This window comes from Haloplanus salinarum (genome assembly GCF_009762275.1).
GTDB lineage: Archaea > Halobacteriota > Halobacteria > Halobacteriales > Haloferacaceae > Haloplanus > Haloplanus salinarum.
The window spans coordinates 1,099,183-1,120,923 of record NZ_CP034345.1 but is presented as its reverse complement, the minus strand read 5'-3'; the positions used below and the strand labels follow the sequence as shown (position 1 = coordinate 1,120,923).

Genomic DNA, 21,741 nt, shown 5'->3' with positions numbered 1-21,741 from the left:
CGGCCGTCCGACCGTGGCATATGGACGTGGAACTCACGCGGTCGCGCGTCGGCGGCCGGGCGCGCGCCCCTCCGTCGAAGAGCTACACACACCGGGCGATCCTCGCGGCGGGGTACAGCGACGGTGCCGCCGTCGCCGATCCGCTGGTGAGCGCGGACACGCGCGCGACGATGCGGACCGTCGAGGCGTTCGGCGGCCGCGTCGACCGTGCGACCGGCGACCGCCGCCTCGACGTCGAGGGGTTCGACGGCCGCCCCGGCGTCCCCGAGGACGTGATCGACTGCGCCAACAGCGGGACGACGATGCGGCTCGCGACGGCGTGTGCGGCCCTCGCCGACGGATTGACGGTGCTGACCGGCGACGGCTCGCTCCGCTCGCGGCCCCAGGGACCGCTGCTCGACGCCGTCGAGCAACTGGACGGCCGCGCGGAGAGCACCCGCGACAACGGGCAGGCGCCGCTCGTCGTCGGCGGCGGCGTCGACGGCGGCACGGTGTCGATTCCGGGCGACGTCTCCTCGCAGTACGTCACGGCGCTGTTGATGGCTGGTGCCGTGACCGAGGCGGGGATCACCATCGACCTGGAGACGGAGCTGAAGTCGGCGCCCTACGTCGACATCACGCTCGAAGTGCTGGCGGCCTTCGGGATCGAGGCCACGGAGACGGCCGACGGCTACCGGGTGCCCGGCGGGCAGGCGTACGGCCGGGACGCAGCCTACGCGGTACCCGGCGACTTCTCGTCGATGTCGTACCTGCTGGCCGCGGGGGCGGTCGCCGGCGGCGACGACGGGGTCGTCGTCGAGGGTGCCCGGCCGAGCGCCCAGGGCGACAGCGCCATCGTCGACGTGCTGGAGCGGATGGGTGCGGACGTGACCTGGGACCGGGAGGCCGGCGAGATCACGGTCCGGGAGAGCGACCTCTCGGGGGTCGAGGTGGCGGTGGGCGACACCCCCGACTTGCTACCGACGATCGCCGTCCTCGGGGCCGTCGCGGACGGCGAGACGCGAATCGTCGACTGCGAGCACGTCCGGTACAAGGAGACCGACCGCGTGAGCGCGATGGCGACGGAACTGGAGAAGCTGGGTGCCGCCGTGACCGAGGAACACGACGTGCTGACGGTCCACGGCGGCGACTCGCGACTCCGCGGGGCGACCGTCGCGGGCCACGACGACCACCGGATCGTGATGGCGCTGTCGGTGGCGGGACTGGTCGCCGGGGGCACGACGACCGTCGAGGGTGCCGACCACGTCGACATCTCCTTCCCGGGGTTCTTCGACGTGCTTTATGATCTCGGGGCCGAACTGGAGGAGCATGAACGGTAACCGATTCGGTCGTCTGTTCCAGCTGACGACCTACGGCGAGAGCCACGGCGACGCGATGGGGGTCGTCGTCTCCGGCTGTCCCGCCGGGGTCGAACTCTCCACCGAGGACATCCAGCGCGACCTGGACCGACGCAAGCCCGGGCAGTCGATGATCACGACCAGCCGCGGCGAACCGGACGAGGTGCGCATCCAGAGCGGCCTGCAGGACGGCTACACGACGGGGACGCCGCTGGGGATGCTCATCGAGAACAAGGACGCCCGCTCGGGCAAATACGAGCCGTTCGTCACCGCGCCGCGCCCGAGCCACGGCGATTTCACTTACTCCGCGAAGTTCGGCACGCGCAACTGGGGCGGCGGCGGGCGGTCCTCGGCCCGGGAGACGGTGAACTGGGTCGCCGCCGGCGCCGTCGCCAAGCGGGTGCTCGAGGCCTCGGACCACGACGTGCGGATCAAGGCCCACGTCAGTCAGATCGGCGACGTCGAGGCCCCCGAGGTGACCTTCGAGGAGATGCTGGAACACAGCGAGGAAAACGAGGTGCGGTGTGCCCACCCCGAGACGGCCGAGGAGATGCGCGAGGTGGCCGACCAGCACCAGACGGCCGGCGACTCCATCGGCGGCGCCATCTACTTCGAGTGTCGGGGCGTCCCCCGGGGACTCGGTGCGCCACGGTTCGACGGGGTCCCCGCCCGACTCGCGCAGGCGATGTACTCCATCCCGGCCGTCAACGACTTCGAGTACGGTATCGGTCGCGAGGCGCGGACGACGACGGGGGGCGAGTACAACGAGGACTGGGAGTTCGACGGGAACGGCGACCCGACGCCCGTCGGCAACGACCACGGCGGGGTCCAGGGCGGCATCACCACCGGTCAGCCGATCTACGGCGAGGTGACCTGGCATCCCCCTGTGTCCATCCCGAAATCCCAGCGGACCGTCGACTGGGAGACGCGCGAGGAAAAGGAGATACAGGTCGTGGGCCGGCACGACCCGGTCCTGCCGCCGCGGGCCGTCCCCGTCGTCGAGGCGATGCTCTACTGTACGGTACTGGATTTCATGCTCCTCGGCGGTCGGATCAATCCCGACCGGATCGACGACCGGCCGGGCGAGTACGACACCGACTACCACCCACGGAGCCCCGAAAACGTCGACGACTGAGACGGCGGCTGCGCGCTCGAAGCCGGGACTGGCGGCGGTGGGATTCCTACGTTCGTGGGATTCGAGGCGCGCTCGATTTCACGGTTGATAATACTCCGTGGTCTATATCACCCGCCTGTCCGATCCACGGATAGAGATGGTCGCCGACGTCCCACAGTCGAGCATCCGCGACTTCTTCGCCGATCTGGCGGACGCGTCGGCGTCGCTCGTCACGGTCAACCGAACCCGCCCGGAGCCCGTTCGGGACCTTCTGGCGGACGCCTTCGCCACGCAGTCGGTGGAGCTGTCGGAGCGGACGCTCCCCACGGATGGCGACGACCTACTGGCGCTGCGCAAGGACGGTGAAATCGCCGCGATCTCGTCGCTCGATCGGGTGATGCAGTCGTACCTGCTCGTGAACGCCGACCAGTTCAGGACGAGTACGCGGGCGTTCGACGACGACGTCCCCGCGGTGTTGACGAACCTGGACGAGACGTTGTTCGACCTCCGGGGGTATCCGGCCTCCAACAAGGAGAAACTCCTCCTGGTGTTGATCTCGCGGCATATCGAACGGATGGCCTACGAGGCCGGCGAGGGGACCATCCGGTCGACCTTCCAGCGGCTCTCCCGCCTCGTGGACGAGTTCGGCACCCGGCAGGTGTACGAGCGCCTCTCAGGACGGACGCTCGACGTCCACGTCTACGGCGTGCCCGACGAGTCGCCGACGTGGCTCGACGCGACGATCCACCGCGGCACCAGCGACGAGTACCGCAACTCGTGGTGTGTGGTGTACCGCCCGGCGAACGGGGCGACCGCCGACGGTCCGCGGTCGGCGGCGCTGGTCGCCAACCAGTACGAACCGAACCGCTGGCGGGGGTTCTGGACGTACGATCCGGAGCGCGTCGCGCGGATCGACGACTACCTCGAACGCGCCTTCTGATCGCCGCGAGATCGGCCCGCACGGGTAGTTTCATCGGTTCCGGTTCGCAGGTCGGTCACGGGATGACGATCAACCAACGACCGGACGGAACTGCTCGATGCGGTCGAGTCCCTGCGGGCGGACGTCGTATCGGCATAGTGTCCACGATCTGATACGATCGCGATCGGATATCGTCACGGGGACGAGCGCATCGCCCGGGCCCCGGGCGGACGATTCCCGACCGAGGATCCGGTCGACGTTCCGAATCGCCCGGTCTTACATCATTTTTGCTTGGTAACGTATAGCAAAGGCTTTAGTCGAGCCGTGGTCAATTCTTTCGGTAGTGGCCCCCTGCGGGCCGTGATGTGAATATGACTGATCACGAACTCATGTGGCGGATCGCTGGTGGGTCGGGCGACGGTATCGCATCGACCAGCCAGAACTTCGCCAAGGCCCTGATGCGAGCGGGGCTCCACGTCTTTACGCATCGACACTATCCGTCGCGGATTCGCGGCGGTCACACGTACACCGAGGTACGAGCCAAGCCCGAGCCGGTACGCTCCCGGGGTGACGGGTTCAATTGCCTGCTCGCGCTGGGTGACTCGTTCGCACGCAACCCCCAGGAGGGCGCCTACTACGGCGACGAGGAGGTGAAGCCGCTCTCGGAGAACCTCGACGAACTCAACGAGGGCGGGGTCATCGTCTACGACACCGGCCTGTTGGACAGCGACGACATCCCCAACTTCGACCAGCGGGTCGAGGAGAACGACTGGCACGTCTACCCGCTCAACCTCCGCGAGATCGCACGGGACCACGGACGGGAGGTCATGCGGAACACCGCCGGCGTCGGGGCGACGGCCGCCCTCCTCGGCATCGACCTCCAGTACTTCGAGGAGCTGATGGCCGAGTCGATGCCCGAGGACATCCTCGAACCCAACACGGAGATCCTCCATTACACCCACGACATGGTGAAAGAGGAGTTCGAGTTCACCCACGACCTCCGGGTCCCCGAGGGCAACCACGACGAGGAACAGGTGTTGCTCTCCGGGAGCGACACCATCGCCTACGGTGCCCTCGACGAGGGCTGTCGGTTCATCGCGGGCTACCCGATGACGCCGTGGACCGAGGTGTTCACCATCATGTCCCAGGCCCTGCCGGAGGTCGGCGGCATCTCCGAACAGGTCGAAGACGAAATCGCGGCCGCCGCGCTCGCGCTCGGGGCCTCCCACGCCGGCGTCAAGGCGATGTCCGGATCCTCCGGCGGCGGCTTCGCGCTGATGTCGGAGCCACTGGGACTGGCGGAGATGTCCGAGACGCCCGTGGTGCTGGTCGAGGCGATGCGTGCCGGCCCCTCGACGGGCCTGCCGACCAAGCCCGAACAGGCCGACCTCGAACACGTGCTCTACACCAGCCAGGGTGACTCGAACCGCGTCGTGCTGGCGCCGGGGACGGTCGCCGAGGCTTACGAGCAGTCGCGGCTTGCCTTCCAGCTCGCCTACGGCTACAACATCCCGGTGATCCTGCTGTACGACCAGAAGCTCGGGGGCGAACTGATGAACGTGCCCGCGAGCCACTTCGACCGCGAGCCGAACCCCGACCTTGGTGCGGTGACCACCGAGGAGGAACTGGAGGAGGCTCCCCACGGTCCCGGCGGGAAGTTCCACCGCTACCGCTACGACGCCGAGGACGGCGTCAGTCCGCGGTCGATCCCCGGGCAGAAGGGCGGTCACTTCCTCGTCACTGGCAACGAACACAACCCGGCCGGCCACATCGACGAGGACCCCACCAACCGGGTCACGCAGGTCGAGCGCCGGATGTCGAAACTCGACGGAATCCGTGAGTTCCTCGACGACAAGAACACGCAGACGTACATGGGCCCGGAGGGGGCCGACTACGGTCTCATCACCTTCGGGAGCCAGCAGGGCACCGTCCGGGAGGCGGTCGACCGCCTCAACGAGGCCGGCCACTCGGTGAAGGGGATCGGCGTCAGCGACATGATGCCTTACCCCGTCGAGGAGATGACCGAGTTCCTGGAGAGCGTCGACGAGGCGCTGGTCGTCGAGATGAACGCCTCCGGACAGTTCCGGGGGCTGACCCAGAAGGAGCTCGGCCGGTTCGGCGACAAGCTCTCCAGCCTCCTGAAGTACAACGGCGAACCGTTCGAACCCGCCGAGATCGTCGCGGGCTTCGAAGCGAGCATCGAGGGGCAGGACGTCCCCGACCAGCAGACGACCTACGTCCCGGCGGCAGGTGACTAACCCATGAGTGCATTCTCAGCCATCGGTGAGGACCGCGAGATCGACCGCGAAGAGTTCACGCCCACCCTCGAACCACAGGCGACGTGGTGTCCGGGTTGTGGCGACTTCGGCGTCCTGAAGGCGCTGAAACAGGCCATGCCCGAGGTCGGCCGCAACCCCGACGAGGTACTGCTCGTCACCGGGATCGGCTGTTCGGGCAAGCTCAACAGCTACTTCGAGAGCTACGGCTATCACTCGATTCACGGGCGCTCGCTCCCCATCGCGCGGGCGGCGAAACTCGCCAACCCCGAACTCGAAGTGATCGCCGCCGGCGGCGACGGCGACGGCTACGGGATCGGCGGGAACCACTTCATGCACACCGCCCGCGAGAACCACGACATGACCTACATCGTCTTCAACAACGAGATCTTCGGCCTCACGAAGGGGCAGACCTCGCCCACGTCGCCGAAGGGCCACAAGTCGAAGACCCAGCCCCACGGGAGCGCCAAGGATCCGATCCGCCCGCTGTCGCTGGCGCTGACCTCCGGGGCCTCCTACGTCGCGCGGACGGCGGCGGTCAACCCGAACCAGGCCAAGGAGATCCTCGTCGAGGCGATGCAACACGACGGGTTCGCCCACGTCGACTTCCTCACCCAGTGTCCGACCTGGAACAAGGACGCCCGGCAGTACGTCCCCTACATCGACGTCAACGACAACGACGACTACGACTTCGATCCGACGAACAAGGAGGAGGCCGCCGCGATGGCCACCGAGGCCGAGCAGTCGCTCTACGAGGGCGAGGTGCTCACGGGTCGGTTCTACGTCGACGCCGACCGTCCCTCCTACTCCGAGGAGAAGCAGGCCATCGGCGAGATGCCCGAGGAGCCCCTCGCCGAGCGGTACTTCGACGACGACTACGAGTGGGAGCGGACCCACGACCTGCTGCTCGACCGACACAAGTAACGTTCCCTTCGGGGTGAGCAACCCGTTTTCTCCTTCGCAACATATTTTTTCCGTGGACCGAAAGACACGTTCATGGGAACGACAGCTACGGAACGTCGCATCCTCTCCGTACTCGAGGAGGACGCCCAAGCCTCCTACGGGGAGATCGCGGACCGCGCCGGCGTCTCGAAACCGACGGTCCGGAAGTACATCCAACAGATGGAAGACGAAGGGGTCATCGTCGGCTACTCCGCCGAGGTCGATCCCAAGAAACTCTCGGGGCAGTCCATCGCCATCGTCGGTATCGAGGTCGAGAGCGAGCGCTACGTCGAGGTGACGCGGGCGCTGAAGTCGTTGGACGCCGTCGAAGCCCTCTACACCTCTTCCGGGGATCACATGCTGATGGCGGAGGTGCGCGCGCCCGACGGCGACGCCCTCGGCGAGGTCATCAACGACGATATCCTCGACCTCGACGGCATCACGGCCACACACCCGTCTTTCCTGCAGGAACGGTTGAAGTGAGGGCGACGGGCCGGATCCGGCCGAATCGGGCGGAATCTTGAGGGGCCTCGGCGACCGAGCGTGACCATGGCCGGCGGCGGGACGCTCCCGAGCGTGACCGACGACGGCGACGACCGCATCGTCTGCCACGTCGACGTCGACTGCTTCTACGCCTCCTGTGAGCGGCTGCGCGACCCCGACCTGCGGGGCGAACCCGTCGTCGTCGGGATGGGGTACGAGGCGGGCGAGCCCCACGGCGCCGTCGCGACGGCGAGCTACGAGGCCCGCGAGTACGGCGTCGAGAGCGCCCAACCCATCTCGCAGGCGCTCGAACGGCTGCCACGCATGGCGCGCGCCCGCCAGGACCCCGACCTCGACCCGGCCGACGCCGGCCACTACCGCCCGGTCGATCTGGAGTACTACCGCGAGGTGGCCGCGGAGATCAAGGAAATCCTCCGGGAGTGTGCGGACCGGATCCGCGAGGTGAGCGTCGACGAAGCGTACCTCGACGTGACCGAGCGGACGGCCTGGACCGTCGCGGACGGCCGCCCGCTGGCGGAGGGGTACGCCCGGCATATCAAAGACCGGATCGCCCGGGAGGTGGGCGTACCCGCCAGCGTCGGCGTCGCTCCCAACATGAGCGCCGCGAAGGTGGCGAGCGATCACGACAAGCCCGACGGACTCGTGGTGGTCGAACCCGGCGAGGTGCGTGACTTCTTCGCCCCGCTTCCGGTCTCGGCGGTCCACGGCGTCGGGCCGGTGACGGCCCGGGAGTTGCGCGACCTGGGCGTCGAGACGGCCGGCGACCTCGCGGCGGCCGATCCCGGACGGCTCCGGGCGGCGTTCGGCGAGCGGGGAGCGACGCTCCACGACCGGGCGCGCGGACGCGACGACCGCGAGGTGACGCCGAAGGGGCGGCCCAAGAGCCTCTCGCGGGAGTCGGCGTTCACGGAGGCGACCGACGACCCCGAGCGACAGCGGGAGACGGTCGTCGGGCTGGCGGCCGACGTGGCCGACCGGGCCGCGGGGAAGGACGCGCTCTATCGGACCATCGGGATCAAGGTGGTGACACCCCCCTACGACGTGAACACGCGCGAGCGGTCGCTCCCCGGACCGGTCGCGGACGCCGACCTGGTTCGGGAGGTGGCGCTCGACCTCCTCGGGGAGTTCGTGGGCGAGCCGATCCGCAAACTCGGCGTGCGGGTGTCGAACCTGCAGTTCGCGGCCGCGGAACAGGCGCGTCTCGACGGGTGGGACGGCCCGCCGGGGACGGACGGGGACGAGGCGGGGACCGACACCGGGACCGAGGACGACGCCGACACCGACGCGAACGGCCAGTCGTCGCTCGCCGACTTCGACGCGTAGCGGCCGGCATCGGACGCCCGTCTGACGCGGAACTATGGGGGGCGGGACCCTCTCACACGTCGATGACGGAGACGGAAACCATCACGGTCGCGGACGTGAGCGAGGGTCCCGGCGGCGACGCCGACGCCGACCCCGGGACGCCGGTCTCGCTCCCGGTGGTGGAACTGCTCACCGGTCGTGGGTTCGTCACCGGGAAGTCGGGGTCGGGGAAGTCCAACACCGCGTCGGTGCTGGTCGAGAACCTGCTCGAAAACAACTTCCCGGTCCTCGTGGTCGACACTGACGGGGAGTACTACGGCCTGAAAGAGGAGTTCGAACTCCTGCACGCCGGCGCCGACGACGAGTGTGACATCCAGGTCAGCCCGGAACACGCCGAGAAGATCGCGTCGCTGGCGCTGGAGGGGAACGTCCCCATCATCCTCGACGTCTCGGGCTACCTCGACGAGGGCGAGGCCAAGGAGCTCCTGCTCTCGGTCGCCCGTCACCTGTTCGCCAAGGAGAAGAAGCTGAAAAAGCCCTTCCTGATGCTGATCGAGGAGGTCCACGAGTACATCCCCGAGGGCGGCGGGCTCGACGAGACGGGGAAGATGCTGATCAAGATCGGCAAGCGGGGGCGGAAACACGGCCTCGGCATCGTCGGCATCAGCCAGCGGCCGGCCGACGTGAAGAAGGACTTCATCACGCAGTGTGACTGGCTGGTGTGGCACCGGCTCACGTGGAACAACGACACCAACGTCGTGAGTCGGATCATCGACGCCGAACACGCGAACGCCGTCGAGGACCTCGGGGACGGCGAGGCGTTCCTGATGACCGACTGGAGCGAGTCGGTGCGGCGGGTGCAGTTCCACCGCAAGCGGACCTTCGACGCGGGGGCGACGCCCGGCCTCGACGACTTCGAGCGCCCGGAGCTCAAGTCGATCAGCGACGACCTGGTCGCCGACCTCCGCGAGATCAGCGACGAACAGGAGCGCCGGGAGAGCGAACTCGCCGACCTGCGACAGGAACTGGAGCGGAAAGAGCGGCGCATCGAGGAACTCGAAGCGGACCTAGAGGAGGCCCGCGACCTCTCCCGGATGGCCGACCAGTTCGCGCAGGCGATGCTCCAGAAGGCCGAGGCGCCCTACCGCGGCGGCGACGGGCGGAACCTCGCTCGGTCTCGCGACCTCCCGCCGGATCAGGCCGAACTCCCGGCGTACGAACCCGACGACTCGTCGGACGACGGGACCGAGGAGGCGACCGACGGGGACCGCGAGGCGAGCGACACGGCCGACGCCGAGGGCGGGGCGTACCCCACCATCGAACCGACCGACTGGCCGACGCCCGGCCTCGTTCCGGAGGTCGAGGGCGTGGACGAGGGAGCAACGGCCGACGACGGGAGCGAGGGTGACGCCGACCGCGGGGACGCAACCGCCGGCGCCTCCGCGGCGGCGCAGGCGGACGTGACCATCGGGGCGGCGGGCGACGCCGACGCGACGACGGACACGGGCGAGGGGTCGGGGACCGTCGACGCGACGGACGCCGCCGAGGGAGCGGTGAGGGCCGACGCCGGGGCGGACGCGGCGGCGAGCGGTCCGGAACCCGGCACCCGCGAGGCGGTCGTCGCCACGCTCCGTCGGCGGATCGAGGACCTGCCGTCGCTCTCCCGCGAGATGCTGGCCCACTACCGCGAGGCGGGGCAGGCCGATCCGGTCGACGCCCACGTCGCCGCGGGGGGAACGCCGAAGCAGACCCTCGCGTACGGGCGGAACCGCCCGCTCCGCCGGGCCGGGCTGATCGAACACGTCGAACAGGACACGTACCGCTACGCCCTCCCCGACCGGGTGGCCGAGCGGTTCGACGGCCACCTCGACGGGGCTGCGCTGGCGTCCGTCCAGCGGGCGGTCGAAGAGTCCTTCGTCGACGAGGCGGGGCTCGGCGGCAAGACGGTCGAGCCGCGGGAGGCCGACGCGGACGGCGACGGCCGCCCGGAGCACGACGTCCCGGACGAAGAACGGACGGACGTGGAGATGCTCCCGGACGACGAGACGGTCGAACCGGACGACGGGTTCGTCACCGAAGACGTGGCAATCATCGACGACGCGGACGACGGCGGGAACGGGCCGAGCGACGACGCGGACGACGGCGGGAACGGGCCGAGCGACGACGCGGACGACGACGGGAACGGGCCGAGCGGCGACGCGGACGACGGCGGCGACACGGGTGCCACGAGCGCCGCCGAGGAGGACACCGGCGGCGTTGAGATCCTCTAAACTCCGGAAACCAGGTTTTCGAGCGCGGCCGTCGGATCGTCGGCCTTGGCGACACCGCTGGCGAGGAGGACCCCCTCGGCGCCGAGGTCGGCGGCCGCGGCCAAGTCGTCGCCGGTCGAGACGCCGGCACCGCAGTACACCGCGACGTCGGGGTCGACGGCGTCGGCGGCGGCGACGGCCCCCTCGACGATGCCGGGGTCGGCGGTGGCCACGGAGACGTCGCCGCCGATGAGCGCCGGGGGTTCGACCGCGACGGCGTCGGGGCCGAGCGCCGCCGCCGCGGCCACCTGTTCGGGGTTGTTGGCACAGACGACGGTCGACAGGCCGGCGCGCTCGGCGGCGTCGAGGGCGCCGTCGACGTCCGCGAGCCGGAGGCGGCGTTCGGAGTGGTTGAGGAGGGTGCCGGTCGCGCCGGCGTCGGCGACCGCCTCGGCGAGCGCGTGGCCGGTGTGGCTCCCGTGGTCGACGGGCGCGACGTGTTGGGCCCACGTCTCGACGCCCGTCGCCGCGACGCGGTCGATATGGGCGGCCTGGGGGGCGACGGCGATGCGGACGCCGTGTGCGTCGGCCACCGTCCGGGCCGCCTCGGCGACGGCGACCGGGTCACAGGGGTACGCCTTCAGGTTGACGAGGACGAACATATCCGGGATGGGGGTGCGGGTGGGGAAAAAACGTGGCTATCCGTCGTCGGCGACCGCCTCGGCGACGGCCTCGACCGTCTCGACGGACACGTCGTACTCCTCGGCGAGCGTCTGGGCGCGGGCGGCCGAGAGCGCCGGTCGGTCGTCCGGGTGGTGGTCGTGGACCGGTTCGGGACGGCCGTCCCGCACCTCCAGGTTCACGGCGTCCCAGCGGGCGTAGTGGCCCATGGCGTCGAAGTAGGCCTTCGTCGCGCGGCGCTCGTCGCGGTCGAACTCCGCGGTCAGGAGCGTCTCCTCGCCGACCGCCGGCCCGGCCTTCACGATGCCGGCGGGGTTGACGAGCATGCTCCCGCCGTTGCCGACGCCGAATCCGATCTCGCCCTCCTCGAACCCCTCGGGGACGTCGTCGCTCATGTAGGCCGAACAGGAGGCGACGAAGGACTGCGTCTCGAAGGCGTACTCCCGGACGGCGGGGTAGATGTCGCAGGTGTCCCGCGCCGCGGCGGAGTCGGCCCGCGTCTTGTCGCCGGGGTGGCCGTGCTGTTCCCAGAAGCCGGGCCAGACGGCCGCGTGGATCTCCTCGCCGTCGGCACACAGCGCCGCCTTCGACAGCGTCATGTGGTTCTCGTAGCAGACGAGGCCGCCGAGCCGGCCCACGTCGGTGTCGTGGGTGGTGAGATGTTCGGGGTCGCCCCGGCCCCAGATGGTCCGCTCGTCGTGGGTGGGCATGAGCTTCCGGTGCCGGCGGACGAGTTCGCCCGACCGATCGAAGAAAAAGAGCGAGTTGTAGAGCGTCTCGCTCCCGCGGCGGTCGTCGACCTCGTTGGTGCCGAGCACGAGGTGGCAGTTCGCGTCGGCGACGGCTTCGCCGATGGTCTCGACGGCGTCGTCGTCGACGTGGAGGCTGTTGGCGCCCAGGTCGACCATCAGGTCGGTCCACCGGGCGATGGAGGTACTACGTCGCCAGTAGGGGTAGCCAGGGAAGTACGTCTCCGGGAAGACGAGGACGTCGACGCCGCGGTCGCCGGCGCGTTCGATCCACCGGCAGGTCTTATCGAGGGTTCCCTCGGCGTCGTGGTACTCCGGTTCGATCTGTGCGGCACCGAGCGTGAACGTCTCGGCCACGTCACGGGGCATGGCCGGGGTGTCGGCCCCGACCACCATAGTCGTCTAGTCCTTTCGCTTGACCACGTCGCCGAGGGTGGTCGTCGTCGAGGAGCCACCGGACCACTCGGCGTCCCCGTCGTCGTTCCCCTCCGACAGCGAGATATCGAGTTCGCGTTCGAGTTCCGTCTGCACCTCGTCGCTCGGGAGCACGTCGCCCCGTTCGAGTTTGCGGATGAGGCTCGCCTTCTCGTTGAGTTCGTTCGCCAACTCCTCCTGACTCAGGCCGCGGTCCTCCCGAGCCGAGCGGATGCGCTCGTCGTAGTCGGTGGCGACCTGGTCCATGTCGTCGAACATGTCGCGACGGCGGGAGGAGCCGCCACCGCCGCCGCCGGTCGAACTCGAACCGTCGGACGACGAGGACGACGAGGACGACGATGACGAGGTGGAGTACTTCGTCGAGGCGGAACTCCCCGAGTCGGTCCGCACCTCGGTTCCGAAGTCCGTACACTCGTCACAGAGGTCCAGTTCCGCCCCTTCGACTTTCGTCGTCGTGAGGGATGAGCTTTCGGCACCGCACATTTCACACTGGGGCATACTCGAACGTTGCGGACGCCCCGGGATAAAAGGTGCGCCCCGCCGGAGCGGTCGATCAGGTCCCGAGGTCGCGCCACGCGCCCCAGAACCGTTGGAGCGCCGTCAGATGCCCCACGACGGCGAAGAGGACGAGCAGCCAGCCGACCACGGAGAGGGGGCCGAGTGGGTCGGTCACGACGGCGGCGACGACGCCCGTGACGCCCACGAGCGCGAGGCGGTCGGCCCGCCCGACGAGGCCGCCGTACTCCCGCCCCAGTCCGACCGCCTGGATCTGCGTGCCGAGATACGACGTCATCAGGACGCCGGTGACGGCGAGCAGTCCCAGGCCGTACCGGTCGATGCCCGCGGCCAGCCCCACCACGAGGACGATGTCGGCGTAGCGGTCGAGGACGTGATCCAGCAGGTCGCCAGCCCGGGAGTCGACGTTCTGCGTGCGGGCGAGCGCGCCGTCGAGCAGGTCGAGCCAGCCGTTCGCCAGGACACAGAGGGCCCCGAGGAGGTAGCCGAGCGGCGTGGCGAGATAGAAGCCGCCGGCGGCCGCGAGCGCGAACCCGAAGGCGACGACGCTGACGCCGTCGGGCGTGAGGCCGATCCGGTCGGCGGCGGCGACCATCGGATCGAGAAGGAGTTCGGCGACGGGACGCAGGCGGTCGAGGGTCATAGGTAGTCGATGAAGTCCACGTCACCCGCGCTGGGTTCCCGGTTGCCGGCGATCACCGCCTCGATTTCGGCCGCCACCTCGGCTGGCGTCCGGTCGGTCGTATCGACCTCGTAGACGTTTTCGACCCCGTGACGCTCGACGGCCTCGGAGAGGATCACGTCGAGGGCCTCGCTCTCCGCGTTCTCCGTGGCCTCCTCCTCGCTCGCGCCCCGTTCGCGTAGGCGCTCTTCCAGCGTGTCGGGGTGACACCTGAGCACGACCACCCGGTCGGCGTCGAGGTGGTGGGCCAGGTGTGACTCGGCGACGCCGGTCCAGTCGCCGACCGCCTCGCGGACCGCCTCTAAGTCGGCCACCAGCGAGTCGCGGTCCGCGTCGCGCTCGGTCCACAGCCCAGCCTCCCGGATCAGGTCGTTGAGGTGGATCACCGTGACGTCGAGTAGCGTCGTCGCCGACGTCTTGCCGGTGCCGGGGGTCCCGGTGACGGCGACGCGTCCCTCGCTCATGCCCGCACCTCGGTCAGCACGTCGTTGATGATCTCGACGGCCCGTCGGGTCCCCTCGCGGGTGCCACACGAGACGCGGACACATTCGGGCAGGCCGAAACTCGAACAGTCGCGGACGATGACGCCCCGCCGCTGGGTGGCGTCGGCGACGGCGCCGGCATCACCCACCTCCGCGAGGACGAAGTTCCCGCCGCTCTCCCAGGTCGGCGCGTCGAGGTGGTCGCGGAGGTAGTCCCGCGCCCAGCGGGCCGTCTCGACGGTCCGTTCGAGGTGCTCGTCGTCGTCGAGGGCGGCCAGCGCGGCCCGGCACCCGACCTCGCTGGCGGCGAAGGGGGTGTTGACCCGAGCGTAGGCCTCGCCCCACGCCTCGGGGACGACGCCGTAGCCGACCCGCAGGCCCGCGAGGCCGTAGGCCTTCGAGAACGTCCGCGTGACCGCGAGGTTGTCGTGGGTGTCGAGGAGGTCGATGGCCGAGGGGGCGTCGGTGTACTCGGCGTAAGCCTCGTCGACGACCAACAGCGTGTGGTCCTCGACCGCCTCCGCGAGGTCGACGATGGCCGCCCGCGAGAACTCGGCGCCCGTCGGGTTGTGGGGCGTGGTGAGGTAGACGATCCGTTCGCCGTCGTAGGCGTCGAGGACGGTGTCGGGGGTCTGGGCGAAGTCGTCGGCCTTCGCGAGGTCGTAGGTCGCCACCTCGCCGTGGTGATAGCGGGCGCTCATCCGGTAGTACGAGAAGCCGGGTTCGGGCGCGAGCACCCGGTCGCCGGGGTCGAGGAAGGCCCGGGAGAGGTAATCGAGCGCGCCGTCGGCGCCCGGCGTCACCCAGACCTGTTCGGGCGTGACGTCCCAGCGAGCCGCCAGTTTCTCCGCGAGGTCGGTGTGGGACGCCTTGGGGTAGACGCCGACGTTCGGCGCCGTCTCGCGGATCGCCTCGACGGCCGCCGGACTCGGGCCGTGGGGGTTCTCGTTCGAGGAGAGCTTCGTGAGGTCGTCGGGGTCCATCCCCAACTCGCGGGCGACCTCCTCGGCGCCGCGACCGGGGACGTACGGCGAGAGATCGGAGAGATCCCGTGGTTGCATGGTCGGAGGATGCGGGCGCCGGGGCTTAAGGGTGTTCGATCAGCACTCGTCGACGATGGAACAGATGCCGGTCCGGATCACCCTCCGGCCGGCGACCCGGTGATCGTACTCGGTGACGGGCGATGTCGGCTGTACGCCGCTATCGACCCGAACACCGAGCAGTCGCTCCACGTCCGCCCCATCTCCCGTGAACCACAGGGTCAGTGAACGAGCATGTCCCTGGCATCGATATTACGATCGGTGACATCGGCGGGGCCACCGGATGGATACCGCTCAGCCACCGATTTTCGGATGTCATACGCTCACCCCTAGCATATCCGTTTTGCGTAACTTTATCAGAAGCAGTTCACAGTCACTACATATGACAGGGAGTACCACGTTGTCAGTTTATTGGGACGAGACGTTCGTAGAACATAATCCGCCGGAGGGGAGCTTCAACATCCCCTCTCACGAGTTGGTCCTGGAAGACGAGGCACATCCCGACTGCCCGGAGCGAGTCAAAAACATCAAACACATAATCGAAAAACAGCTTGGAGAACTAACATCCTGGAAATCGGTCACGAAGGCGACCCCGGAACAGCTTCAACGGGTTCACGACGCGGAGCTACTTCACGAATTCAAAGAATTCACCGAAAACGGCGGTGGACGGCTCCAAACGGCCACGTTCACCGGTGCGAACGAGCACTCCTGCGAGGCGGCAACCGCCGCCAGCGGTGCCGCAATACAGGCCGCTGCAGAGGCAGTAGATACTGGGGCCGAGACAGTTCCGTACGCGCTCGTTCGTCCGAGTGGGCACCACGCACAACCGGACCAGATGGACGGCTATTGTTTTTTCAACAACGTGGCTGTCGCCGCGGAGCATCTCCTTTCGACCGGCGCTGTCGACGATATCGCGATCATCGACTGGGACGTCCATCACGGAAACGGAACACAGGAGATATTCTACGACCGAGACGACCTGTTGTTTATCAGCCTTCACGCGGACCATCGCTCGTGGGGAGAATGGCATCCACAAACTGGCCTCCCTCAGGAGAAAGGCGTCGACGACGGTGAAGGATATAACATCAATATCCCGCTTCCGCACGGTGCCGGCAACGATGGCTACGACTACGTCATGAACCGGCTCGTTGAACCTGTAATCCGTGACTTCGACCCCGGGATGATCATCGTGAGTGCCGGTCAGGATGCAGGAGTGATGGATCCCCTCGCCAGGATGGTCCTTACCAAGCCGGGTTTCGAAAACTTGGGCGCGAAAGCGCAATCGTATGCACGGCGATACGCCAACGGCCAGTTGGCTATCGTACAGGAAGGTGGTTATCAACCGAGCCACTTAGCGTTCGCGACGTTGGGCGTTCTCGAAGGCGCCCTTGGCGTAGAGACGGGTGTCAAGCAAGATCCCTTCGCCCTCTATCCTGAGGAAAATCTCGACGACGTCGTGAAGGCGGCACACGAAACAGGGACCGTCCTCGCCGAACACTGGCCAATCCAGTTCGGCGATCAAGAGACGTAAGCACAGCCGGTTTGCGTCCCACCCCGGGAACGACCCTCTGGCTCGACGGCTCCGACCCAGCCGTCGCGCACGGATTCTACTCCGCGACCGTCACGGCGCTCTCCGCTCCCACTATCGCCACGGCTGCTAACACCTACAAGAGACGATATCCCATCACAAATTTTATTTAATGATGATATATGGCCACCTCGGATATACGAATCCAGCAGAGCACGTCAGATAAATATAGAACGTGATCCTATACATGGATATATTGGTGAATATTTTTTAATCAATCTTGAATACGTTAAACGATATTTCTGATACCCAAACATATATCTGAAGGGCTTATGAAGAGAATCCACTATGGTAACGGATACCAGTCGAGACGACCGGGCGGATCGGGGACCAGTCACGCGTCGAAAGTTCCTCGTCGCTGCGGGAACGGGTGCGACCGTCTCCGCGTTATCGGGATGTGCGGGTCAGGGCGGCGGTGGTGGAAGCGATCAGTTCACACTGGGTATGGCCCTTCCGCTGAGTGGCGGTCTTTCGCCGACTTCGAACTCGATGATACAGGGGGCGGAGGTGGCAATCGACCGGATAAACGAAAACGGCGGGCTGAACGGCAAACAGATCGAGACGGTCGTGGAAGACACGGAGATCGATCCACAAACTACGGTACAGAAGACGAAGAAACTCATCCAGCAGGACGACGCAGACGCGATATTCGGTCCGGTGCTGTCCTCGTCCCGACAAGCGATGGCACCGGTGCTCTCCCAAGAGGAGGTCCCCGGATTCTATCCCGTGGAGTACGAGGGGCGAGAGGCCAACGATTACTGTAACGATTGGCTGTTCAAGATCGGTGACGTCCCGGCACAAAAAATCGTCCCGCTCATCCCCTGGCTACTCGAGAACCATGGGAATAGCTTCTATCTGCTTGGGTCGGACTACGTCTGGCCACATTCGATGAACCGGGTCATCAAACGGGAGCTGAACAAGCATGGCGGGGAGACCATCGGTGAAGAATACATCTCGCTTGGTTCTACCGACGTCAGTTCCATCCTCTCCCGTGTCGAGAGTGCTGACCCGGACATTCTGTTCACCGAAGTGACCAGTACGACGAGTCAGGCGTTGCAAAAGCAGATGTTCAACCGGGGCCTCCGCGAGAACTGGCAACAGGTCGGTCTCGCCAACCAGTCGATTCTGATGGAGGGGGTGCCGGATGGTGCCATCGAAGGATGTCTCAACTGTCAACCGTACTTCGAGAACCTGGACAATGAACAGAACGAACAGTTCGTTAGCGCTATCAGCGAGAACTTCGACGACCCGATGATCGGTCCCTACACGGGACTGTCTATCGCGGCGATCAATCTGCTCGAGGCGGGGGTGAATTCCGCGGGGGGAACCTCGCCGGACGATATCGTCTCGGGAGTCGCCGGTGCCAGTGCTCAGACACCGATGGGAGAAGTTTCCGTTCCCTACGACACCCAGATCAAGGTATCCGCGACGGTCGCACGAATGAACTCGAACGTCAAGTACGACCCGATCAAGACGTTCGATGCAGTGATGCCTCCGGAACACTGTAACTGAGGGTTACAATGGTCGGAGCCGAAACCTTCGTTTCAGTCGGGCTCAATGCCATCAGTGCGACTCTCATCTTGGTATTGATCGCGCTCGGATTGGTCGTGATATTTGGGTTTATGGGCGTCATAAACCTCGCTCACGGGGCGTTCTTTACCGTGGGAACCTACGTGATTTGGTTCGTCTCCACGGAGCTCGGACTTGGATTCTGGCTCGGACTCGTCCTTGCTCCACTCGTGACGGGATTCATCGGCTACCTTGTGGAGGTGCTGATCATCAGTCGGCTCTATCACCGGCTGTTGGACACCATCCTTGCCACTTGGGGCGTCGCCATCGTCATCAGGGAGACAATCAAACTCCTCTTTGGGGCCACGAGTAAGACAGTCGACAACCCGATTCCGGAAACGCTGGATCTGGGAATCGTGTCGTATCCGAGCTATCGAATCTTCTTGATGGGGTTTACGTTAGCACTGCTGGTGGCTATCTTCGCGTTATTCGATCGGACCCAGTTCGGTATACGGATGCGAGCGGTCATTCAGGATAGCCGGGCCGCGAGTTTGATGGGCATCAATCAGGAACGGATGTACCAGCTTGCGTTCTCGTCCGGTGCCGCGTTGGCCGGTCTCGCAGGTGCCTGCATGACTCCACTGGTCTCCGTGGACCCGAGTACCGGTCTGTCCTTCCTTGTCCAGTCGTTCCTTGCGGTGATTCTGGGCGGAACGGGGAGCTTGCTCGGAGTCCTGCCGGGGAGTGTCGTAGTCGCCGGGAGTACGAACGTGTTGACGTTTGTCATCCAACCGGTGGCGGCACAGACACTCGCGTTCGTGGTCGCGATCGTCATAATCGCCCTTCGCCCGGAAGGGATACTCAATCGGAGCCAGAGCTGATGAGCAAAGATACAACGACAACGAGCAACACACAGATGGGATCACTCGTCAACCGCATCACCGACTGGGACGACTCGCTAAAGCTCGCGGGGCTGGTCGTCTTCCTCATCTTGCCCGTCGGCCTGGGCTCGTTTGGGACGAACCTCCTCACACAAGCACTGATTTTTGCGATCTTCGCGATCAGTGTCGATCTGTTGTGGGGATACGGTGGCATCCTCACCTTTGGGCACGCTGCATTCTTCGGTCTCGGTGCGTACACGACAGCAAAGCTCCTCCAACTCGTTCCGGTTAGCGGTATCAGCTACATCGCACTCCTGATGGGTGTCCTTGTTCCCGCTCTGATTGGCCTACTCATCGCGGGTGTCCTCTTCTATCGCGACATCAGGGGTGCCTACTTTACCATCATCACGCTCGCTATCGCGATCATCTTCGAACAAGTCGCCGTCTCGTGGGGGTCCGTTACTGGAGGATACAACGGGCTCACGGCCATTCCGCTCCTCAAGGTTGGCATCCCCTTCGTGGCCATGATTTCGCTCACCCCCCTCCTGCTCTATTACGTGGCGGTCATCGGCCTTGTCGCGGTGTTCCTTTTCGGGAGACGGTTCATCAACTCTCCATTCGGGCGGGCCACCATCGCTGTAAATCTAAACGAAGACAAGGCGAAGGCGCTCGGCTATAACACCGCGAAATACAAGACGGGACTCTTCGTGGTCGCATGTGGAGTCGCTGGATTTGCCGGCGGACTCTACACCTCCTATTCGTCGTTCATCTCGCCCCAAGTCGCGGGATTCGTCCTCTCGACGGAGGTTCTCGTCTGGGTTCTCGTCGGTGGGCGCGGAACGCTTATTGGGCCCGTCGTCGGAACGATATTCCTGACGATATTCGAGAACGTGTTGAGTGGAATATTCGCTTTCACGTGGACGCTGTTCGTTGGTCTGCTGTTGGTGCTCATCGTCCTGCTCTTCCCGGAAGGTCTGGTCAAAATTTCGTCCATTGCAAAGGAGAAAACCGGAGGCGTGATCGGAGATGACTGACCAGCAGGCAACGCGGACAGACGGCAAAGTTTCGGCGTCCACACTCGACGACGAATTCCTCACGTTAGCGGATCTAACCAAAGAGTTCGGGTCGCTTGCCGCCGTCGACTCGGTCAGTCTCTCTGTCCCCGAGGGAGAACTACACTCGATTATTGGCCCGAATGGGGCCGGCAAGACGACCTTGTTCAGCCTCATCGCTGGCTCACTCTCTCCGACGTCGGGTGAGATCCGTTATCGGGGACAGAATATCACTGATCGTGACGAGTATCAGCGGGCACAGCGAGGGATCTCTCGGGTTTTCCAGATTGCCCAGCTGTTCCCCAACCTCACGGTCCGTGAAAACATCCGACTGGGGTTGCAGGCACGGGATCAATCCATGAACCCGTTCGTCACGGTGGGCGATGGCACCGACGAAGCGATCGAACGGATGCTTGATCGCCTGAACCTCCCACCGGAGATCACCGCGGAAAACCTCGCTCACGGTGATAAAAAGAAACTGGAAATGGGGATCTCTATCACCTCTGATCCGGATCTTTTGCTTCTGGACGAACCTACGAGTGGCGTGAGTGCTGGGGAGTCGGAGGATATCATCGACCTCATCGACGAGCTTCGTGATGACTTCACCATCCTCCTCATAGAGCACGACGTCGACATGGTGTTGAAGCTCTCAGACAGAATCACCGTCCTTCATCAAGGGAGAGTCATTTCACAGGGAGACGCCGAGACAATCATGGCGGACGAGGAGGTCCAAAGGGCCTATCTCGGAGGGTACAAAAATGACTGAACTGTTACAGTGTGACGACATTCACGTCGGGTACGAGGGAAGCAACGTGTTGAACGGAATTTCCCTTTCGGTTGAGGAGGAAGGCGTGGTGTCGTTGCTCGGCCGCAACGGTGTCGGCAAGACAACGACGCTCCGAACGGTAGTCGGGTTACTTAACCCGACCTCCGGTTGCATCCACTTTTCCGGCGAGGATATCACCGGTGAGGAACCACATCAGGTGTACAACAGGGGTATCTCGCTGGTCACCGAGGACAGGTCCATCTTCCCGGAGCTAACAGTCAGGGAGAACCTCCTCGTCCCAGTCGACAACGCGGACGGGCTCAGATCACTCCCGGAACTGTATGATCTATTCCCTAAGCTCGAGACGCTGGAATCCTCGAAAGGAAAACACCTGAGCGGGGGAGAACAGCAAATGCTCGCAATCGCTCGTGCGATACGATCGAACCCCCGCCTGCTTCTACTTGATGAACCGAGCGAGGGACTCGCACCGCAAATCATCGAGGACGTCGCCGATACGATACGCAAACTTCACTCGGAGGACGTCGCCGTCCTTCTGGTGGAACAGAACGTCGAACTAGCACTCGATGTAACATCGCAGGCCTACATCATGGATCATGGTGAAATCGTGTTCCAAGGGAGCTCAAAAGAGGTTCGCAGCCGCGATGATCTCATCTCGAAGTATATCGGCGTGAAGGGGAGAGAATGACGAGCGGGGAG

The 21,741-nt window shown here is 65.7% G+C and carries 20 protein-coding genes; 14 read left to right on the top strand and 6 right to left on the bottom strand.

The genetic code is table 11. From position 1 onward, the window contains the following. The first annotated feature begins 20 nt into the window (after positions 1-20). From aroA to EI982_RS06995, 8 genes are all read left to right on the top strand, one after another. Positions 21-1,319, top strand: a complete 1,299-nt coding sequence (aroA, locus tag EI982_RS07030) for a 3-phosphoshikimate 1-carboxyvinyltransferase (RefSeq protein ID WP_157688848.1) — start codon at positions 21-23, stop codon at positions 1,317-1,319. Continuing rightward, positions 1,309-2,472, top strand: coding sequence for a chorismate synthase (aroC, locus tag EI982_RS07025; RefSeq protein ID WP_157688847.1), 1,164 nt, complete (start codon positions 1,309-1,311; stop codon positions 2,470-2,472). Before aroA ends, aroC begins: the two co-directional genes overlap by 11 nt. 97 nt (positions 2,473-2,569) lie before the next feature. After that, positions 2,570-3,391: a DICT sensory domain-containing protein gene (locus EI982_RS07020; protein WP_233255303.1), complete on the top strand. Its 822-nt coding sequence runs from the start codon at positions 2,570-2,572 to the stop codon at positions 3,389-3,391. 350 nt (positions 3,392-3,741) lie between these two features. Next, entirely contained in the window at positions 3,742-5,628 is a 1,887-nt protein-coding gene (locus EI982_RS07015; protein WP_157688846.1) for a 2-oxoacid:acceptor oxidoreductase subunit alpha, read from the top strand. Between the two features lie 3 nt (positions 5,629-5,631). After that, on the top strand, positions 5,632-6,570 hold the full coding sequence (locus EI982_RS07010; protein ID WP_157688845.1) for a thiamine pyrophosphate-dependent enzyme: 939 nt from the start codon (positions 5,632-5,634) through the stop codon (positions 6,568-6,570). A gap of 72 nt (positions 6,571-6,642) precedes the next feature. Then, entirely contained in the window at positions 6,643-7,071 is a 429-nt protein-coding gene (gene lrpA1, locus EI982_RS07005; protein WP_157688844.1) for an HTH-type transcriptional regulator LrpA1, read from the top strand. Between the two features lie 66 nt (positions 7,072-7,137). Next, positions 7,138-8,415 (top strand): DNA polymerase IV, encoded by a 1,278-nt coding sequence (dinB, locus tag EI982_RS07000; RefSeq protein WP_157691086.1) that lies wholly within the window; start codon positions 7,138-7,140, stop codon positions 8,413-8,415. Positions 8,416-8,477: 62 nt separating this feature from the next. Then, on the top strand, positions 8,478-10,664 hold the full coding sequence (locus tag EI982_RS06995; RefSeq protein ID WP_157688843.1) for an ATP-binding protein: 2,187 nt from the start codon (positions 8,478-8,480) through the stop codon (positions 10,662-10,664). Here the strand turns inward: EI982_RS06995 and tpiA are convergent. The 6 genes from tpiA to hisC are packed head-to-tail and all read right to left on the bottom strand — an operon-like array spanning position 10,661 to position 15,249. Continuing rightward, positions 10,661-11,305 carry a triose-phosphate isomerase gene (gene tpiA / locus EI982_RS06990; protein ID WP_157688842.1) on the bottom strand — a complete coding sequence of 215 codons (645 nt, stop codon included), beginning with the start codon at positions 11,303-11,305 and terminating at the stop codon, positions 10,661-10,663. The genes EI982_RS06995 and tpiA overlap by 4 nt on opposite strands. Before the next feature lie 36 nt (positions 11,306-11,341). Further along, complete coding sequence (locus tag EI982_RS06985) at positions 11,342-12,442, bottom strand: carbon-nitrogen hydrolase family protein (protein WP_157688841.1); 1,101 nt, start codon at positions 12,440-12,442, stop codon at positions 11,342-11,344. A gap of 33 nt (positions 12,443-12,475) precedes the next feature. Further along, entirely contained in the window at positions 12,476-13,006 is a 531-nt protein-coding gene (locus EI982_RS06980) for a multiprotein bridging factor aMBF1 (protein WP_157688840.1), read from the bottom strand. Positions 13,007-13,061: 55 nt separating this feature from the next. Next, positions 13,062-13,667: a CDP-alcohol phosphatidyltransferase family protein gene (locus EI982_RS06975; RefSeq protein ID WP_157688839.1), complete on the bottom strand. Its 606-nt coding sequence runs from the start codon at positions 13,665-13,667 to the stop codon at positions 13,062-13,064. Further along, positions 13,664-14,170: an adenylate kinase family protein gene (locus EI982_RS06970; RefSeq protein ID WP_157688838.1), complete on the bottom strand. Its 507-nt coding sequence runs from the start codon at positions 14,168-14,170 to the stop codon at positions 13,664-13,666. Before EI982_RS06970 ends, EI982_RS06975 begins: the two co-directional genes overlap by 4 nt. Further along, a complete protein-coding gene (gene hisC / locus EI982_RS06965) occupies positions 14,167-15,249 on the bottom strand; it encodes a histidinol-phosphate transaminase (protein ID WP_157688837.1) in 1,083 nt (360 codons plus the stop codon). The genes EI982_RS06970 and hisC overlap by 4 nt, the downstream gene beginning before the upstream one ends. A 361-nt stretch (positions 15,250-15,610) precedes the next feature. On the opposite strand from hisC, the gene EI982_RS06960 reads away from it, so the two are divergent. The 6 genes from EI982_RS06960 to EI982_RS06935 all read left to right on the top strand — a co-directional run bounded on the left by EI982_RS06960 (position 15,611) and on the right by EI982_RS06935 (position 21,730). Then, on the top strand, positions 15,611-16,759 hold the full coding sequence (locus EI982_RS06960; RefSeq protein ID WP_157688836.1) for an arginase family protein: 1,149 nt from the start codon (positions 15,611-15,613) through the stop codon (positions 16,757-16,759). A 345-nt stretch (positions 16,760-17,104) separates the two neighbouring features. Beyond that, complete coding sequence (locus tag EI982_RS06955; RefSeq protein WP_157688835.1) at positions 17,105-18,328, top strand: substrate-binding protein; 1,224 nt, start codon at positions 17,105-17,107, stop codon at positions 18,326-18,328. Between the two features lie 8 nt (positions 18,329-18,336). Further along, positions 18,337-19,206 (top strand): branched-chain amino acid ABC transporter permease, encoded by an 870-nt coding sequence (locus EI982_RS06950; RefSeq protein WP_157688834.1) that lies wholly within the window; start codon positions 18,337-18,339, stop codon positions 19,204-19,206. Further along, positions 19,206-20,240, top strand: a complete 1,035-nt coding sequence (locus EI982_RS06945) for a branched-chain amino acid ABC transporter permease (RefSeq protein ID WP_199243756.1) — start codon at positions 19,206-19,208, stop codon at positions 20,238-20,240. The genes EI982_RS06950 and EI982_RS06945 overlap by 1 nt, the downstream gene beginning before the upstream one ends. Continuing rightward, positions 20,233-21,024, top strand: coding sequence for an ABC transporter ATP-binding protein (locus EI982_RS06940; protein ID WP_157688832.1), 792 nt, complete (start codon positions 20,233-20,235; stop codon positions 21,022-21,024). The genes EI982_RS06945 and EI982_RS06940 overlap by 8 nt, the downstream gene beginning before the upstream one ends. Continuing rightward, positions 21,017-21,730 (top strand): ABC transporter ATP-binding protein, encoded by a 714-nt coding sequence (locus EI982_RS06935; RefSeq protein ID WP_157688831.1) that lies wholly within the window; start codon positions 21,017-21,019, stop codon positions 21,728-21,730. Before EI982_RS06940 ends, EI982_RS06935 begins: the two co-directional genes overlap by 8 nt. Positions 21,731-21,741 lie beyond the last annotated feature (11 nt).

Excerpts from the sequence above, each read along its gene's own strand:
- EI982_RS06970 (WP_157688838.1), bottom strand. The coding sequence starts at position 14,170 with ATGAGCGAGGGACGCGTCGCCGTCACCGGGACCCCCGGCACCGGCAAG.
- EI982_RS07015 (WP_157688846.1), top strand. The coding sequence starts at position 3,742 with ATGACTGATCACGAACTCATGTGGCGGATCGCTGGTGGGTCGGGCGAC.
- EI982_RS06980 (WP_157688840.1), bottom strand. The coding sequence starts at position 13,006 with ATGCCCCAGTGTGAAATGTGCGGTGCCGAAAGCTCATCCCTCACGACG.
- EI982_RS06940 (WP_157688832.1), top strand. The coding sequence starts at position 20,233 with ATGACTGACCAGCAGGCAACGCGGACAGACGGCAAAGTTTCGGCGTCC.
- lrpA1 (WP_157688844.1), top strand. The coding sequence starts at position 6,643 with ATGGGAACGACAGCTACGGAACGTCGCATCCTCTCCGTACTCGAGGAG.
- EI982_RS07010 (WP_157688845.1), top strand. The coding sequence starts at position 5,632 with ATGAGTGCATTCTCAGCCATCGGTGAGGACCGCGAGATCGACCGCGAA.
- EI982_RS06960 (WP_157688836.1), top strand. The coding sequence starts at position 15,611 with ATGACAGGGAGTACCACGTTGTCAGTTTATTGGGACGAGACGTTCGTA.
- EI982_RS06950 (WP_157688834.1), top strand. The coding sequence starts at position 18,337 with ATGGTCGGAGCCGAAACCTTCGTTTCAGTCGGGCTCAATGCCATCAGT.
- EI982_RS06945 (WP_199243756.1), top strand. The coding sequence starts at position 19,206 with ATGAGCAAAGATACAACGACAACGAGCAACACACAGATGGGATCACTC.
- aroA (WP_157688848.1), top strand. The coding sequence starts at position 21 with ATGGACGTGGAACTCACGCGGTCGCGCGTCGGCGGCCGGGCGCGCGCC.
- EI982_RS06985 (WP_157688841.1), bottom strand. The coding sequence starts at position 12,442 with ATGCCCCGTGACGTGGCCGAGACGTTCACGCTCGGTGCCGCACAGATC.
- EI982_RS06995 (WP_157688843.1), top strand. The coding sequence starts at position 8,478 with ATGACGGAGACGGAAACCATCACGGTCGCGGACGTGAGCGAGGGTCCC.
- EI982_RS06975 (WP_157688839.1), bottom strand. The coding sequence starts at position 13,667 with ATGACCCTCGACCGCCTGCGTCCCGTCGCCGAACTCCTTCTCGATCCG.
- hisC (WP_157688837.1), bottom strand. The coding sequence starts at position 15,249 with ATGCAACCACGGGATCTCTCCGATCTCTCGCCGTACGTCCCCGGTCGC.
- EI982_RS06935 (WP_157688831.1), top strand. The coding sequence starts at position 21,017 with ATGACTGAACTGTTACAGTGTGACGACATTCACGTCGGGTACGAGGGA.
- dinB (WP_157691086.1), top strand. The coding sequence starts at position 7,138 with ATGGCCGGCGGCGGGACGCTCCCGAGCGTGACCGACGACGGCGACGAC.
- tpiA (WP_157688842.1), bottom strand. The coding sequence starts at position 11,305 with ATGTTCGTCCTCGTCAACCTGAAGGCGTACCCCTGTGACCCGGTCGCC.
- aroC (WP_157688847.1), top strand. The coding sequence starts at position 1,309 with ATGAACGGTAACCGATTCGGTCGTCTGTTCCAGCTGACGACCTACGGC.
- EI982_RS06955 (WP_157688835.1), top strand. The coding sequence starts at position 17,105 with ATGGTAACGGATACCAGTCGAGACGACCGGGCGGATCGGGGACCAGTC.